The sequence below is a fragment of the Comamonas sp. genome, assembly GCF_036666375.1.
Lineage (GTDB): Bacteria > Pseudomonadota > Gammaproteobacteria > Burkholderiales > Burkholderiaceae_C > Comamonas.
The window spans coordinates 13399-27658 of sequence record NZ_JAVWWA010000063.1 but is presented as its reverse complement, the minus strand read 5'-3'; the positions used below and the strand labels follow the sequence as shown (position 1 = coordinate 27658).

The 14260-nt window shown below is 66.2% G+C and carries 14 protein-coding genes; 4 read left to right on the top strand and 10 right to left on the bottom strand.

From position 1 onward, the window contains the following. Positions 1 to 4: 4 nt before the first annotated feature. On the bottom strand, positions 5 to 502 hold the full coding sequence (locus RR928_RS15495) for a MarR family winged helix-turn-helix transcriptional regulator (RefSeq protein WP_332538399.1): 498 nt from the start codon (positions 500 to 502) through the stop codon (positions 5 to 7). A 117-nt stretch (positions 503 to 619) separates the two neighbouring features. Between RR928_RS15495 and RR928_RS15490 the strand changes: the two genes are divergently transcribed. Both RR928_RS15490 and RR928_RS15485 read left to right on the top strand, forming a co-directional pair. Next, positions 620 to 1495 (top strand): alpha/beta fold hydrolase, encoded by an 876-nt coding sequence (locus tag RR928_RS15490; RefSeq protein ID WP_332538398.1) that lies wholly within the window; start codon positions 620 to 622, stop codon positions 1493 to 1495. A 22-nt stretch (positions 1496 to 1517) separates the two neighbouring features. Further along, positions 1518 to 2507 carry a Bug family tripartite tricarboxylate transporter substrate binding protein gene (locus RR928_RS15485; RefSeq protein ID WP_332683203.1) on the top strand — a complete coding sequence of 330 codons (990 nt, stop codon included), beginning with the start codon at positions 1518 to 1520 and terminating at the stop codon, positions 2505 to 2507. Between the two features lie 35 nt (positions 2508 to 2542). Here RR928_RS15485 and RR928_RS15480 read toward each other — a convergent pair whose 3' ends face one another. Next, positions 2543 to 2764 carry a hypothetical protein gene (locus RR928_RS15480; RefSeq protein ID WP_332538396.1) on the bottom strand — a complete coding sequence of 74 codons (222 nt, stop codon included), beginning with the start codon at positions 2762 to 2764 and terminating at the stop codon, positions 2543 to 2545. A 783-nt stretch (positions 2765 to 3547) separates the two neighbouring features. On the opposite strand from RR928_RS15480, the gene RR928_RS15475 reads away from it, so the two are divergent. Beyond that, a complete protein-coding gene (locus tag RR928_RS15475) occupies positions 3548 to 5797 on the top strand; it encodes a putative bifunctional diguanylate cyclase/phosphodiesterase (RefSeq protein ID WP_332683201.1) in 2250 nt (749 codons plus the stop codon). 133 nt (positions 5798 to 5930) lie between these two features. Here the strand turns inward: RR928_RS15475 and RR928_RS15470 are convergent, their stop codons facing one another. Continuing rightward, a complete protein-coding gene (locus tag RR928_RS15470; protein WP_332538393.1) occupies positions 5931 to 7406 on the bottom strand; it encodes an aminotransferase-like domain-containing protein in 1476 nt (491 codons plus the stop codon). Positions 7407 to 7492: 86 nt separating this feature from the next. Here RR928_RS15470 and RR928_RS15465 point away from each other — a divergent pair, with 86 nt between their 5' ends. Next, positions 7493 to 8116 carry a LysE family translocator gene (locus tag RR928_RS15465; protein ID WP_332538391.1) on the top strand — a complete coding sequence of 208 codons (624 nt, stop codon included), beginning with the start codon at positions 7493 to 7495 and terminating at the stop codon, positions 8114 to 8116. A 73-nt stretch (positions 8117 to 8189) separates the two neighbouring features. Here the strand turns inward: RR928_RS15465 and RR928_RS15460 are convergent, their stop codons facing one another. Genes RR928_RS15460 through RR928_RS15430 form a run of 7 tightly spaced genes read right to left on the bottom strand, consistent with a single transcriptional unit; the run spans position 8190 to position 14257 of the window. After that, positions 8190 to 9272, bottom strand: coding sequence for an aromatic ring-hydroxylating dioxygenase subunit alpha (locus tag RR928_RS15460; protein ID WP_332538390.1), 1083 nt, complete (start codon positions 9270 to 9272; stop codon positions 8190 to 8192). 47 nt (positions 9273 to 9319) lie between these two features. Next, the gene (locus RR928_RS15455; protein WP_332683198.1) at positions 9320 to 10279 is read right to left on the bottom strand and encodes a PDR/VanB family oxidoreductase; all 960 of its coding nucleotides are present in this window, start codon (positions 10277 to 10279) and stop codon (positions 9320 to 9322) included. 39 nt (positions 10280 to 10318) lie between these two features. Then, positions 10319 to 10882 carry a MarR family winged helix-turn-helix transcriptional regulator gene (locus RR928_RS15450; RefSeq protein ID WP_332538386.1) on the bottom strand — a complete coding sequence of 188 codons (564 nt, stop codon included), beginning with the start codon at positions 10880 to 10882 and terminating at the stop codon, positions 10319 to 10321. 28 nt (positions 10883 to 10910) lie between these two features. After that, complete coding sequence (locus tag RR928_RS15445; RefSeq protein WP_332538385.1) at positions 10911 to 11636, bottom strand: ABC transporter ATP-binding protein; 726 nt, start codon at positions 11634 to 11636, stop codon at positions 10911 to 10913. A 4-nt stretch (positions 11637 to 11640) separates the two neighbouring features. Next, positions 11641 to 12393, bottom strand: coding sequence for an ABC transporter ATP-binding protein (locus RR928_RS15440; RefSeq protein WP_332549123.1), 753 nt, complete (start codon positions 12391 to 12393; stop codon positions 11641 to 11643). After that, positions 12390 to 13391 (bottom strand): branched-chain amino acid ABC transporter permease, encoded by a 1002-nt coding sequence (locus tag RR928_RS15435; RefSeq protein WP_332538382.1) that lies wholly within the window; start codon positions 13389 to 13391, stop codon positions 12390 to 12392. Before RR928_RS15435 ends, RR928_RS15440 begins: the two co-directional genes overlap by 4 nt. 8 nt (positions 13392 to 13399) lie before the next feature. Further along, positions 13400 to 14257: a branched-chain amino acid ABC transporter permease gene (locus RR928_RS15430; RefSeq protein ID WP_332683196.1), complete on the bottom strand. Its 858-nt coding sequence runs from the start codon at positions 14255 to 14257 to the stop codon at positions 13400 to 13402. Positions 14258 to 14260: the final 3 nt, after the last annotated feature.

Genomic DNA, 14260 nt, shown 5'->3' with positions numbered 1-14260 from the left:
TAGCTCACAACCGCCAATGCTCCTTGCCATTCCACTCAGGCCCATGCGCACAAAGCTTCTGCAGCAAGCCTTCGAACGTCGCCCGTTCCGCGGCCGATAGGCAGGACATCATGTCGTTTTCCCGCTTCTCCAGCGCCGGCATGAAGGTGTCATGCATGCGCCGGCCCTCTGCGGTGATGTGAATGGTGAGTCGGCGTTTGTCCTGCGGATCGGACTCGCGGCGCACCAGGCCCTTGGCTTCGAGGGCGGTGATGGCGCGGCTGATATTGTTTTTCAGGTGACCGGAGAAGTCGCAGATGTCGGCCGCCGAAATGCCATCGCGGAAGTAGAGAAAGATCAGCGACAGGATCTCCGGGCGCGTGAGCCCGTGCGTGGCCTCGATGGCACGGAATGATGGCTCGCGGTAGGAGTTAATCATGTAGCCCAGCTTGTAGGCGAAGGGGATTTTCACCCCGTCGAGTATGTCTCTGATGGGCGGCTGCATGGCGAGGTCATTGGGCATGCCGCGAGTATAGGAACAGCGCATGCACCTGGGGAATACCCAGGCCGCATATAGTTCCATATGGAACCATATCGCCCTATACTGCCCTGGCTTCAACCGACAAAGTGACAGCCCTCGATGACCCGAAACTACCTATACAGCGGTACCGCCGAGCACCCGGTATACGCCGATATCGTCGCCGCCCAGCCCGGTGCGCACAAGCCGCCTATCGTCATGGTGCATGGCGGATTCCACAACGGCACGGCCTATCTGGCCACGCCCGACGGGCGCGAAGGCTGGGCCCCGCTCTTTGCACGGCGCGGTCACGATGTGTATGTGATGGACTGGCCCGGCCATGGCCGCTCGCCAAGTTCTACCGCATTCAACGAACTCTCGACGGTGGACGTCGGGCGCTCGCTGGGCGCGCTGCTGCAGGAAATCGGCCCGGCCATCGTGTTCGCGCATTCGGCGGGCGGCCCCATCGCCTGGTGGGTGGCGGAAAATTTCCGTGAGCATGTGGTCGCCGTGGTCGGGCTCGCACCGGGCGCGCCTGCCAATCTCGTGCCCGCGCTTCCGACCGAGCCCGCGGCAGACCCTGGCGGCCATGCCATCTATGCGCCCGCGGATCGCCCAGCCTTTGTCGACCGCGATTTCATTCGCAAGTTCTGGGCGAACAGCCCCAGGTTTCCACCACAGGCGTTCGAGGTCTATGCCCGTTCCATAGGGCCGGAAAGCCCGCGCATCCTGAACGAGCGCTTCAATATTGGTGCCAGCGGCTTGTACTTGCAGCACCCCCAAGGGCTCGCCGGCTTGCCCATGCTGGTGCTGACAGGGGACCACGACCCGCGCCACCCCAAGGACACAGACGGCCCACTGGCCGCCTTCCTGGGGGCCGACTTCGTCTGGCTGCCCGATCGGGGAATCCTGGGCAACGGCCACATGCTGATGATCGAAGACAACAGCGCGCAGATCGCCGCGCTGGTCGCGGACTGGCTGGATGAACACGGTATTTGAGACAGAACAACAAGGAGACAAGATGCAATCTCACCTGACGCGCCGACAGGCGCTCCAGCTGCTGGCCATTCCCGCGACCGGCGCAACGGCACTGGGCAGTCTGGCGCAGGGCAGCGCCTACCCATCGAAGCCCATCAAGATCATCGTTCCCTGGACCGCGGGCGGCGGCGGCGATGCGCTGGTGCGCGCCATGGCACCCGTGCTGGCGCAGCGTCTGGGGCAGCCCGTCATCATCGACAACCGCCCGGGCGCAATAGGCACCATTGGCAGCCTCGCGGGAGCCAGAAGCCCGGCAGACGGCTATACGCTGATCTACGGCACGGCAGATTCGCATTCCATTGCGCCGCACATTCTCAAGCCCACGCCGTATGACGCGCTCAAGGCGTTCACGGCCGTCGCGCCTTTGGGGTTCACGCCGCTCACGGTGATGGTCCATGCCTCGCACCCCGCGAAAACCTTGGCGGAATTCCTGCAACTGGCGCGCCAGGCCAAGGAGCCGCTGACCTATGGCTCCTGGGGGCAGGGAAGTTCGGGCCAGATCATCATGGAAGTGCTCAAGCAGGCCACGGGCGCCGACCTGCTGCATGTGCCCTACAACAGTACCGCGCCGCTGATGCAGGCCCAGCTCGGCAAGCAGATCGATTGCGCCATCATTCCGACGCTGGTCGCGGAGCAGCATGTGGCGGCAGGCACGGTGCGCATGCTGGCCATCACCGCGCCGCAGCGCATGCCGGCCTACCCCCAGGTGCCCACGCTCAGGGAGTTTGGCGTGGCTATCGACATCGGGCCCTGGCTTGGCTTCCTGGCGCCTGCCAGGACACCTGCGGACGTGGTTACCAGGTTGCACTCTGCCATCGAAAGTGCGTTGGGCGAGCACCAAGTCATAGAGAGCATGCGCAAGATGTCTATGGTGATGACGCCCATGGCGATTGCCGCCTACCAGCAGTTCTACGAGCGCGAATACGCGCGCTGGGGAAGCTATATCCGTTCGGCGAACATCGCGCTCAGTTGACAGGGCCCTGTGCATTGAGTTTGGACTTAGCGGTTCTATGCGCCATCCGGCGCCCCGCCCATGCGCACCGGGCCGCTGCTGATTTCCTCAAGGTGGCAGTGGGCATCCACGCCGCCGGGCGTGACGGCACGGCCTTGGGCGTCGACTTCCCGGATGCCGCCCGCCAGGCCAGCGCCCAGCTGCATGATGCGTCTGTCCTTCACGCCAATGTCGCGGTGCATTTCATCGGCCGCGGTGATCACCCGGGCATTGCGCACCACCAGGTCAAAAGCCGCGGCAGCGGGGGGCGCTCATAGGTGTTCTAGCTTTCTTGACCGGGGCCGTGACGGGTGTTCAGTGCATACGCCAGCCAACAGCGCCTGGCCGTATCGCTGCATGCGGCACGGTAGAAGGCAAATCGTGTGCCAACTTGCGCAACATCCACCACAAAACAAGCAGTATGTGCATACAAAAGCTCAGATGAACAAGCCGATGCTGGCGCCGGATTTGCGTACAGGTCTACCTACTCGGCGCTTTTTGCGCCCTGTCGCAGCCAAACAGTGGGATGCGCGTGTGCCATTGGTGCAGCCGCCCCACATTCGACACAACGTTTTCTCCACGCTGCCCAGCACCGCCCTTCATCAAGGGGCCGCTCAACCCGCACATCAATGCCTTCGCCTTCTTCGATGTCCCATGGCCTACAGGTCGATGCACGCGCGCAGCCCCCGGACGCGCGACGATGGGGCGCTTATCTGCCCGATTTGAGACAGGCAGGCCTTTGACACAACCGGCAGCTTGAACACTGCACCCGTGCATTGCCCGCAGGTACAAGCCTGCCCATTGCCGTCGGCACTGTTCCACTTTGAGCATGTTGTTACAACCGTCTATGATGGAATCTCCACCGAGAGCGACAACAACGACTGCCTTGGACTGCACGCGTCTGAACAGGGCGGAGATTGGGTCATCAGTGCGGCTGCCAAGTTGCCAGTCAGATCGCTGTTGTGTTGACTCGAGTTAAAGCCAACGCCACGCCCACAGGCGAGCCGAAAAAGGGAATGTCCATGCTCGCTACGCATCCAGGTGCCCGGTCGCTTCCGTTGCTCAATCAACTCAGAATGCCGAGAGCGAGAAAGGTGCCGTCCTTTGAACGCGCGCGCTCGATTGGCGCCTGGCTTGGCGGCGGCGTCGGCCTGATGGTGCTGAGTCTGTATGCGTTGGGCTTTCACCCAGCCTCGCCGTGGCTTGCGGGCCTGCCGACGACGCATCCGCATACGGCACTGTGTTTGATGCTGCTCGCGCTGGGCATTGCGCCTGCGTCCGGGCGATCGCCGCGGTGGGCCATGCTGACCAATGTCGCGTTGGCGGCGCTGATCGGGTTTCTCGTGGTCCGATTGACTGTTCCCGCCCTCAGCCATGAGTGGTTCGATGGGTTGGCTGCGTTCGGCGCCGATGGGGTGCAAGGCGTCGCGAATGAACAGCGCACCGCCATGCCGGGTAACGTCGCGACAGCGCTGCTGATGCTGTCCTTTGGCGAGGTGTTGAAGCGCCATCGCCGTCCAGTCGCGTCACAGCTTTTCGCGTGCTGCGCGCTTTCGCTGCTTTTCATCGGCCTGATGTGTCACCTCGGCAGGCTGTCGGGCTTTTGGGGGGCGATCGGGCCCATGACTTTTCTGGGACTCGGAGCATTGGCGGTGGCCTTGCTGCTGGGGACCGCGCGCCATGGCTTCATGCGCGCGCTCACCGCGGACTCCGACGCGGGCCATGTGGCCAGGACGCTGTTGGGAAGCGCCAGCGTGATGGTCTTCTTGATAGGCTGGCTGGTGTCTCGAAGAATCGACAGCCCGGGCATTCCCTTGCCTGCGGACGGTCCTTTGCTGGTGTACCAGATCATGGCCATCATGACCCTGACCTGGGTGGTGATCGCGATTGGCACCAGCCGCGCCGACCGGCTCGACCGCCATCGCCGCGTTGTCGAGCGCCTGTTGTACCGCACCTCGACCAACGACAGCCTCACCGGGCTGCTGACCCGCAACAGCATTGCGCAGCAGCGTGCCCTGCATGCGCCCGAGGACCAGCCCTCGACCAATCTTTTCATTGACCTCGACCGTTTCCGAACGGTCAACGAAGCGCTTGGATCGGTGGAAGGAGACCGGGTGCTGAAGGAAGTTGCGCGGCGACTGCTGAAAGTCACGGACCGGGGGCTGGTCGCCCGCCTGGGAGGCGATGAGTTTGCGCTGTTCGTCGTCGGCATCACCCTCGTCGAGGCCAAGCAGCTCAGTGCCGCGGTAATGGAAGCCCTCAGGCAGCCGTTTGAAATCAAGGGCCGCCACCTGCGCCTGACCGCCAGTGTCGGCATTGCGCACACGGACAACGCCGGCCTGACCGACTTGCGCCAGGCGTCCGACGCGGCGATGTATGTGGCCAAGAGCCGAGGCGGCAATCAGGCCGTGGTGTTCGCTGCTGCGATGCACGATGCGCGGCGCCAGGAAGCCGAACTGGAGCAGGATTTGCGCGAAGCCCTGCTGCGCGAAGGCGAGTTGGGCATGGCGTACCAGCCTGTCGTGCGGGTTTCGGACCGCCAGGTGCTGGCGGTCGAGGCATTGGCGCGCTGGAACCATCCGCGGCTCGGTCTGGTCCCTCCGGACCGTTTCATACAACTCGCGGAGAGGACCGGCCTCATGCTCCCGCTGGGCCTGAAACTCATGCAGATCGCCGTGGCACAGGTCGCCATGTGGGAAGCCACGAGCCCCGGACTGTGTCCGGTACTCAACCTCAACGTGTCCCCGACCCAGTTCGACAGCGGCGACGTCGTGGCCGACATCGCCGCGATGGTGCAGGGCCATGGCCTGACAGCCCATCGCTTCTGTATCGAAGTGACCGAAAGCGCGTTTGCCACCCCCGCCGCCACCCAGGCCCTGACCACCGCGCGCACCCAAGGATTCGGGGTGTCCATGGACGACTTTGGTGTGGGCTACTCCGCACTGTCCCAATTGTCGAAGCTGCCTCTTACATCGGTCAAGCTGGACCGGAGCTTTGTGGTGAATGCCGGACTGTCCAGCGGCGATGGACTGATCTTCGCTGCCATGGCGCAGCTCATCAACTCGCTGGGTTTGACTGTGGTGGCCGAAGGGGTGGAGGACCAGATGCAATACGACTTGATCATGCGCTGCGGCTGCGCCGCGGTGCAGGGCTATCTCATTGCCAGGCCGATGTCTGCTTCGGCGCTCGAAGCCTGGCTGCGCAGCGGCGCGGCAGGCAGCGAGCGACCGCCTGCCGTGGAGATGGCAGCGCCGGCTGCTGCGATATCCTGAAGCCTTGGCGGCCGGGTCTGCCTGGCTTTGCTGCTCAAGCAGCTTGGAGACAATGCGGCGTGCGCGGATACCGCCCACATCGATGTCGCTCGCCAAACGCCGGTGGGTCCAACTGGACAGAAGCAGTCCGGAACTACCGCAGCAGGCTGGTCAGCGCGCTGCGTTCCGAAGCACTGTCCGCCATGGCCACCGGCAAGCGCAGCATCGTCGATGGCTGCTGGTGGGCGGAAAACAGAACGCCGGGCGCCAACAGCACGCCGTCAACCGCGGCTTTGCGGGCCAGCAGTTCGGTATCGCGGGCTGCGTCCACCCAGACAAACATGCCCGCATTCGGCTCCTGGTGCACTTGCAGACCCAGATGGTTCACGAATTTGAGGCAGCGTTGCCGCGCTTCGTCCAATCGCTCGCGCAGGCGCAGCACATGTTTGCGGTACAGGCCATCGGCCAGAATGCGATGCACCACGCGCTCGCCCAGTTCCGATGTGGTCAGGCCGCTGAGCAGTTTGGCATCGGTGAGCGCGGCGATGCGCTGGGGCTGGGCCGCGATGTAGCCCATGCGCAGACTGCCCGCCAGGGTCTTGGAGAAACCGCCGACCAGCATGACGCGGCGCAGCCGGTCCAGTGTCGCCAGGCGCACGGGCTGGTCGGGGTGAAAGTCGGCGTAGGTGTCATCCTCCAAAATAGCAAAGTCATACTGTTCGGCCAGCCGCAGCACGTCATAGGCCACGCCCAGCGTGAGGCTGAAACCCGTGGGGTTGTGCACCGCCGTGTTGGTGATGAACAGTTTGGGGCGGTGGGCTCGCGCCAGTTGCTCCAGCACCTGCAGATCCGGGCCCTCAGGCCCGCGCGGCACGGCCTGAACCTGCAGCCCAAGGGAACGCAGCATGCCAAACACCATGAACCATGCCGGGTCCTCGACCAGCACGGTGTCGCCGGGGCGCAGCAGGCTGCGCAAGATCAGGTCCATGCCGTGGGTGACGCCGGCCGTGGTCATGAGCTGCTGCTCGGGGTCCACCGTCAGACCCTGTGTCATCAAATAGCCGGCCAATTGCTGGCGCAGCGCAGCGTAGCCTTGCGGCGCGCCATAGCCCAGCAGCTGAATGCCCGCGCTACGGCCCACGGCACGCACGGCGGCGTTGAGCATGTCGTGGTCCATCCAGCTGGAGGGCAAGGTGCCCGCGCCGCCATCGAACTGCGTGCCGTCCACCGTACGGAACATGCTGCGCAGCAGGTAGGGCGTGTCAAAGGCCTGGTCTGCGGCCAATATCGGTTTCTTGTCCTTGAGCGGTGCTGGTGCTGTGCGCTGTGCGGTCACAAAAAAGCCAGCCCCGGGGCGCGATTGCAAGGCGCCTTGCGCCACCAGGCGGTCATAGGCCAGCACCACGGTGTCGCGGCTCACGCCCGCGTCATCGGCCAGCTGGCGCACCGAGGGCATGCGCGTTCCGGTGCGCAGGCTGTGGCTGTGCAGCAGTTGCGTGCAGTGCGCCACCAACTGCTCCACCAAGGGCGGCAGTCCCGGCCCGCGCAGCGGCTGCCAGCCCAGGTCGTTGCTGGCCGCGGCGGACTGGCCGGGGACTGGAGGTGCATCTGGCCGGTTGTTTTTAGCCATACAGTGGGTGTATTGATTAGTGAAACTGTACTGAGACTGTACTGCTTGAGCTACCTAGAATGCAAGCTCTGCATTGGGAGCACGTTATGAATTGGATGCCTGTCAATACCGAGTTTGCCGCGTTGCTGCCGATGGCGATGTTCATCGTCGTCAGCTCCATCACGCCGGGGCCGAACAATGTGATGCTGGCGGCGTCGGGTGCCAACTTCGGCTACCAGCGCAGCGTGCCGCACATGCTGGGCATTTCGGTGGGCGGCGCCGTCATGCTGCTGCTGGTGGGCGCGGGGCTGGGTCAGTTGTTCGAACAGATGCCGCAGTTGTATGTGCTGCTTCAATGGGTAGGCGCGGTATACCTGCTCTGGCTGGCCTGGAAAATTGCGCACAGTGGACGCATACAGCTCGCCCAGGCGCGCCCCAAGCCCCTCAATTTCCTGCAGGCCGCGGCTTTCCAGTGGGTCAATCCCAAGGCCTGGATACTCTCGGTGGGGGTGATCGCCGCCTATACCAACCCGGGTAACTATTGGGCCAGCTTGCTTCTCGGGGCGGTCACCATGCTGGTGGTGAACTACCCCTGCATCAGTGTGTGGACGCTGTTTGGCGCCATCATCGGCGGTTGGCTGCAGTCACCGCGGGCGCTGCAGTTCTTCAATTGGGCCATGGCCGGGCTGCTGCTGCTGTCGCTGTGGCCCCTGCTGGCGGGCCTGCGGTAAAGCACAGGCGCCGCCCGCAGGTTGCGCGCTGGCGCGGCTGCCTGCCGCCCTGGCGGGCTTGCAGCGCACCTATTCAGCCCGCCTGCTGCTCCAGCAACCGGGAGACCACGCGGCGCGCGCGGTTGCCGCCCACGTCGACATGGATGTCGGTCCAGGTCGCGCGCTCGCCGAACTCCTGCATGTTGCGGTACTGGGCTTCGATCACGATGCGGTCTTCGTCGAACGTGAACGCGGTCTGCTGGATCACGGCGTCGATGTTGTCGGGCATATCGGGATGCTTGGTGCTCGACATGCTCCAGAAGTAGTGGCAGGTGTCTTCGGTCTCGGGCGTGATGCCGTGGAAGCCGCGCATGTGAAAACCGCCGCGTTCGGGGTCGTCGATGGCGTCGGTGCCGGGCTCGAGGGCGCCGGTCCAGATGCGCAGATGGCTCACGTCGAACTCGATTTCCTGCCAGCGGTCGCATTTTTCGCCGAACGGCCAGGCAGCCCTGTAGGTAGGCGGCGGCGTGGAGCCCGGCATCAGGCGCACGACCTTGACGCGGTCGCCGTCGGCCGTGACCTTCATCTCGGCGTTCATGTGCAGGCGCGCATTGCCGCCAATCGTCTGCAGGTGCACATAGCCCAGGTGGCTCAGGTCCAGCAGGTTGTCGTGTATCAGCTGCCAGGGCGCGTTGTAATGGTAGTTGCCGCTGCCGAACTTGTAGCGCGGGTCGTCGTGGAAGGGGTAGTCGGGCGGCGCCTTGTCGGGCGCGGCGCCTTCGGCGCGCGGCATCCAGATCCAGACGATCTGGTTTTTCTCCTGCACCTGGTAGGCCTTCACTTTCGCCTTGGACGGAATGCGCTCCTGGCCGGGAATCTCTATACATTGCCCGCTGGGCGCGTAGAGCATGCCGTGGTAGCCGCAGCGCACGCCCGCGCCCTCGACGGTGCCGCACGACAGCGGCAGCGAGCGGTGGCAGCAGCGGTCTTCCAGCGCCGCGACTTCGCCTTCACCGGTGCGAAACAGCACCACCTTCTGGCCCAGGAAGGTGCGCGCCAGCGGCTTGTCCGTGAGTTCGGACGAAAAGCCGGCGACATACCATTGGTCGAGCGGAAAGCGGCGGGCGTCGGGCGCGCTGGACGCAGCCTGGATGGGAATGCAAGCGGTGGCGGTCATGGAAGTCTCCTGTCTCGTTTTGGGGTGGGGAAATGCAACTGCGGCCTTCAGAGATCGAGCACCAGCAGCGGTGTCTGCGCGCGCGAACAGCAGGGCGTGAACTGGTCGTTGGCGGCGCGCTCGCTGTCGGTGAGAAAGCTGTCGCGGTGCTCCGGCACGCCTTCGAGCACGCGCGTGAGGCAGCTGCCGCAGATGCCCGATTCGCACGAGTACGGCACGTCGACGCCCGCGGCGGTGAGCACTTCGAGCACGCTTTTGTCCTTGGCAATGGCATAGCTCTGGCCCGTGCTGGCCAGGCGCACGCTGAAGGCGCCGTCGGATTCCAAGGCCGTGGCCGTGCCGGCAAAGAACTCGCGGTGCAGCTGCGCCTCGGGCCAGCCATGGCGGCGGGCCGTTTCGAGCACATGGTGCATGAAGCCCGCGGGACCGCAGACATAGAGATGGGCGCCGGCTTCGGGCGCGGCCAGCAGCGCATCGGCGTCGAAACGCTGTGCCGGCTCGCCATCATCGGCATGCAGCTGCACCCGGCCCGCAAACGCCGCTTCGCTGAGCGCTGGCACAAAGGCCATGCGCGCCGCCGACCGGCCGCAGTAGTGCAGCGCGAAATCCTCACCCCTCGAATGCAGCGCCTGGGCCATGGCCCAGATCGGCGTGATGCCTATGCCGCCGGCCAGCAGCAGGCTGCGCGCCGCCCCGGGCGCGAGTTCGAAATGATTGCGCGGCGCGCTGATGGTCAGCAGCTGCCCCTCGTGCACCTGCTCGTGCATTGCCACCGAGCCGCCGCGCGACTGCGGCTCGCGCAGCACGGCGATGCGGTAATGGTCGCGCGTTGCCGGGTCGTTGCACAGCGAGTACTGGCGCACCAGCCCGGGCGCGACATGCACGTCGACATGCGCGCCGGCGCTGAACGCCGGCAGCGCCTGGCCTTCGGGATGGACCAGCTCGAAGCTGCAGATGCCTTCGGCTTCCACGCGCCGGCTGTGAACGATGACTTGCAATGCACTCATGGTGGGTAAGGGGCGTTGACGCCCGGCTCGCTGTTGAAACTAGTCTTCGGCCCGACGCCGCTTGGCGCCCTTGGCCTGGGGAAAATGGGTGGCCGCGTATTCCTGCGTCGCGGTCTCCACCGCGGGCAGGTTCTCGTGCAGGCGCCGCAGCATGCTCATCAGCAGTTCGGTCTCGCCGTCATCGAGCACCGACAGAAAAGCGCGCTCGCGCTCCAGCGCCATGCCCATGATCTGGTCGTGCAGCGTGCGGCCTTCGGGAGTGAGCACGGCAATGCGCAGCCGGCCGTCGGCGGCATCGAGCTCGGTGCGAATCAGCCCGCGCTCCTGCATGCCCTTGAGGCAGCGGCTGATCGAGCCCTTGTCCATGCCGATCACGCGCGAGATCTGCTGCGCCGAGATCGCGCCCTCGATGGCCAGCAGCACCAGGCAGCGCCAGGTCTCTATGCCCACATCGAAGATCTCGAGGTAGTGCTGCGAGGCGCCGCGCGAGAGCTTGTTGGCGATCCAGGTCAGATAGGCCGGAACGTAGTGCTCCAGATCCACCACGCGCGGGGCGCTGGAAACGGGGGCGGCGGAAGGCTTGCTGGCGTTCTTTTTGGTCATGGTCGATGAAGTTGGAAACAGGAGGTTGTCAGTGGACAGCCATGCCCACCCAACGCTCTAGCGTAGCTTCGTCTGCAAGCAGTTCGGCGGCCGGCGCCGCATGCACCACCGTGCCGTGGTCCAAAATGAGCGCGCGCTGCGCGTAGCGCAGGGCTTCGTCGACCTGCTGCTCGACAATGATGGTGGCGATGCCGGTCTGCTGCGCCATGCGCGCAAACGCCTGCAGCAGCTCCAGCCGTATCAGCGGCGCCAGGCCTTCGAGCGGCTCGTCCAGCAGCAGCAGTTTCGGCTGGCCCAGCAGCGCGCGCGCCACCGACAGCATCTGCTGCTCGCCGCCCGACAGCTGGGTGCCGCCGTTGCGCCGGCGCTCGGCCAGGCGCGGAAACAGCGCATAGGCTTCGTCCAGCGCGCTGCGCGGGCGGCGCTTGAGCCCGGCCAGCAGGTTCTCCTCCACCGTCAGCGAAGGAAAGATGTCGCGCGTCTGCGGCACATAGCCCAGGCCCAGCGCGGCGCGCTGGTGCGGCGCCAGGCCCGCGATGTCCTGTCCCATGAACTGCAGGCTGCCGCTGCGCAGCGGCACCAGGCCCATGATGGCGCGCAGCGCCGTGGTCTTGCCCACGCCGTTGCGGCCTATCATTGCCAGGCGTTCGCCGGCCTGCATCTCGAAGGACAGGCCGTCGAGCACCGTGGTCGGGCCGTAGCCCGCAACGACAGCGCGCAGCGCGAGCACGGGAGTGGAATTTGCGGTCGTCATCTCTTCAGCCTCCGAGGTAAGCGGCGCGCACCGCGGGATCGCGGCGTATGGCGTCGGGGCTGCCGTCGGCCAGCACCGCGCCTTCGGCCAGCACCACGATGCGCGTGGCAAAGCGAAACACCAGGTCCATGTCGTGTTCGATGATCAGCACCGCGAGATCGCGCGGCAGCGCGTCGAGCGCGGCCAGCAGCCGGGCGCCGTCGCCCTTGGGCACGCCGGCCATGGGCTCGTCGAGCAGCAGCACCTTGGGCCGCAAGGCCAGGGCCAGGGCCATTTCAATCAGCCGCTGCTCGCCATAGGCCAGGTCCTGGGTGGGCGTGGCGGCGTGGGCGCGCAGGCCGAAACGCGCGAGGATGTCGCCGGCCTCGGCCTGCAGCGCGGGGTAGCCGTCCATGCTGCGCCACAGGCGCCCGGTCAGGCCTTCGCGCTCGAACAGCGCGAGTTCGATCTGGCGCTGCACCGGGAAATGCGGCGCGAGCGTGGTGATCTGGAAGGTGCGTGCCAGGCCGGCGCGCACGCGTTCGGCCTGGCTGGCGCGCGTGACGTTCTCGCCGCGCAGCCAGATGTCGCCGGCGCTGGGGGCCAGCACGCCGCTGATCTGGTTGACCAGCGTGGTCTTGCCCGCGCCGTTGGGGCCTATCAGCGCCAGGCGGTCGCCGGCGCGCAGCGCGAACGAGACATTGCGCGTCACATGCAGGCCGCCAAAGCGCTTGTCCAGCGCCTGCACATCGAGCAGGACTTCGGCTGCGGCGTTCATTGCAGACCTCCCGCGCGCCGGCGCAGCCAGGCCCAGGCCCGCGTGGGCGGAACGAACACCACCAGCATCAGCAGCCCGCCGACGACAAACAGCCAGTGGTAGGGATTGATGGACGCCGCCGTGTGGTGCAGCAGCGTGAACACCGTGGCGCCGAGCAGCGCGCCGGTCAGCTGCCCGGCCCCGCCCAGAATGAGCATCACCAGCGCTTCGGCGGACAGCGCAAACGACAGGCTGTCGGTGCCGACCACGGCATTGGTCTGGGCCGACAGCGCGCCGGCGGCGCCGGCCAGCGCCCCGGCGACGGTGTACAGCAGCCACAGGCGGCGGAACACCGGCGTGCCCAGCGCCGCCATGCGCGCACGGTTTTCATGAATGCCGCGTACTGCGAGACCGAACGGCGACTGCACCAGGCGCTGGGCGGCGTAGAACATGAGCACCAGCACCGCCAGCGCGTAGACGGCTCCGACCCGGCCCTCGAGATCGAACTCGAAGCGGCCCAGCAATGGCGCCATCGCAAAGCCCGACAGGCCGTCGTCGCCGCCGGTCCAGTCGCGCGCCTTCTGCACCAGGCTCAGCACGATCTGCGACACGGCCACCGTGAGCATCAGAAAGGTGAAGCCCTGGTAGCGCAGCAGGAAGGCGCCCGAGACCAGCGCCGTCAGCGCGCCGGCGGCGCTGCCCACGCCCAGGCCCAGCAGCGGATCGGCATGCACCTGCAGCGCAAAGATGCCGGCCGCGTACGCGCCCAGGCCGAACAGCGCCGCGTGGCCCAGCGTCGCCAGGCCCGCGACGCCGACCACCAGGTCCAGCGACAGCACGAACAGCCCGGCAATGAAGATGCGCGTGATCAGCCCGAGTTGATCGGGAAACAGCGCGCAGGCCGCGAGGCCGGCGATCAGCAGCAGCAGCGGCGCGCGCCAGGGCGGCGCGCAGCGCACGGCCTGGGCCGGAACCGGCTGCGCGGGCGCTTTCGCGGCCGTGGACACGGTGGAGGTCATGGGGGAGTTCATCGCTTGAGAAGTCCGTTGGGACGCCAGGCCAGCAGCGCGGCCATGGCGACAAAGAAGAACAGGCTGCCCCAGCCCGAGGCCAGGTAGCGGCTCGCGGTTTCAATCGTGCCCAGCAGCACGGCCGCGACCAGCGAGCCCGCAATCGAGCCCATGCCGCCCACGGCCACCACCACGAGCACCAGCACCAGGTACTTGAGCGCGTAGTACGGCTCCAGCGGCATGAGTTCGGCGCCCAGAATGCCGCCGAAGCCGGCCAGCGCCGCGCCCGCGGCAAAGCTCGCGCACTGCACGGTGCGAATCGGAATGCCCAGCGCCGAGGCCGTGCCGCTGTGGTCCACGGCGGCGCGCAGCCAGACGCCAAAGCGCGTGCGCGTGACGGTCCAGGCGGCGGCGGCCGCCACGGCCAGGCCCGCGCCTATGACCAGCAGGCGCTGCGCGGGCAGGGTGCGAAAGCCCAGGTCGACCGAGCCCGCGAGCAGCGGCGGCAGCGTGATCAGCTGCACCTGCGGGCCCGCAATCGCATTGGTCGTGGCAATCAGCACAAAGCTCAGGCCTATGGTGAACAGCACCTGGTCGAGCTCCTTGCGGCGGTAGAGGTGGCGCAGCACCAGCGCCTCGAGCAGCGCGCCCAGCAGCGCCGTGGCGGCGATCGCCAGCGGCACGGCCAGCCAGAAGCTCCACTGCGCTTCGCGCGTGAGCCAGGCCGCGCAGTAGCCGCCGACCATGGCGAACGCGCCATGGCTCAGGTTGACAAAGCGCATCAGCCCCAGCGTGACCGACAGGCCCACGGCGATGACGAACAGCACCATGCCGTAGGCCAGGCCGTCGATCAGGATGTTGAAAAGCGTGTTCATGGC

Bases quoted from the DNA above. Each gene is read 5' to 3' on its own strand.
- RR928_RS15495 (WP_332538399.1), bottom strand. From the start codon at position 502: ATGCCCAATGACCTCGCCATGCAGCCGCCCATCAGAGACATACTCGAC.
- RR928_RS15490 (WP_332538398.1), top strand. From the start codon at position 620: ATGACCCGAAACTACCTATACAGCGGTACCGCCGAGCACCCGGTATAC.
- RR928_RS15485 (WP_332683203.1), top strand. From the start codon at position 1,518: ATGCAATCTCACCTGACGCGCCGACAGGCGCTCCAGCTGCTGGCCATT.
- RR928_RS15475 (WP_332683201.1), top strand. From the start codon at position 3,548: ATGCTCGCTACGCATCCAGGTGCCCGGTCGCTTCCGTTGCTCAATCAA.
- RR928_RS15470 (WP_332538393.1), bottom strand. From the start codon at position 7,406: ATGGCTAAAAACAACCGGCCAGATGCACCTCCAGTCCCCGGCCAGTCC.
- RR928_RS15465 (WP_332538391.1), top strand. From the start codon at position 7,493: ATGAATTGGATGCCTGTCAATACCGAGTTTGCCGCGTTGCTGCCGATG.
- RR928_RS15460 (WP_332538390.1), bottom strand. From the start codon at position 9,272: ATGACCGCCACCGCTTGCATTCCCATCCAGGCTGCGTCCAGCGCGCCC.
- RR928_RS15455 (WP_332683198.1), bottom strand. From the start codon at position 10,279: ATGAGTGCATTGCAAGTCATCGTTCACAGCCGGCGCGTGGAAGCCGAA.
- RR928_RS15450 (WP_332538386.1), bottom strand. From the start codon at position 10,882: ATGACCAAAAAGAACGCCAGCAAGCCTTCCGCCGCCCCCGTTTCCAGC.
- RR928_RS15445 (WP_332538385.1), bottom strand. From the start codon at position 11,636: ATGACGACCGCAAATTCCACTCCCGTGCTCGCGCTGCGCGCTGTCGTT.
- RR928_RS15440 (WP_332549123.1), bottom strand. From the start codon at position 12,393: ATGAACGCCGCAGCCGAAGTCCTGCTCGATGTGCAGGCGCTGGACAAG.
- RR928_RS15435 (WP_332538382.1), bottom strand. From the start codon at position 13,391: ATGACCTCCACCGTGTCCACGGCCGCGAAAGCGCCCGCGCAGCCGGTT.
- RR928_RS15430 (WP_332683196.1), bottom strand. From the start codon at position 14,257: ATGAACACGCTTTTCAACATCCTGATCGACGGCCTGGCCTACGGCATG.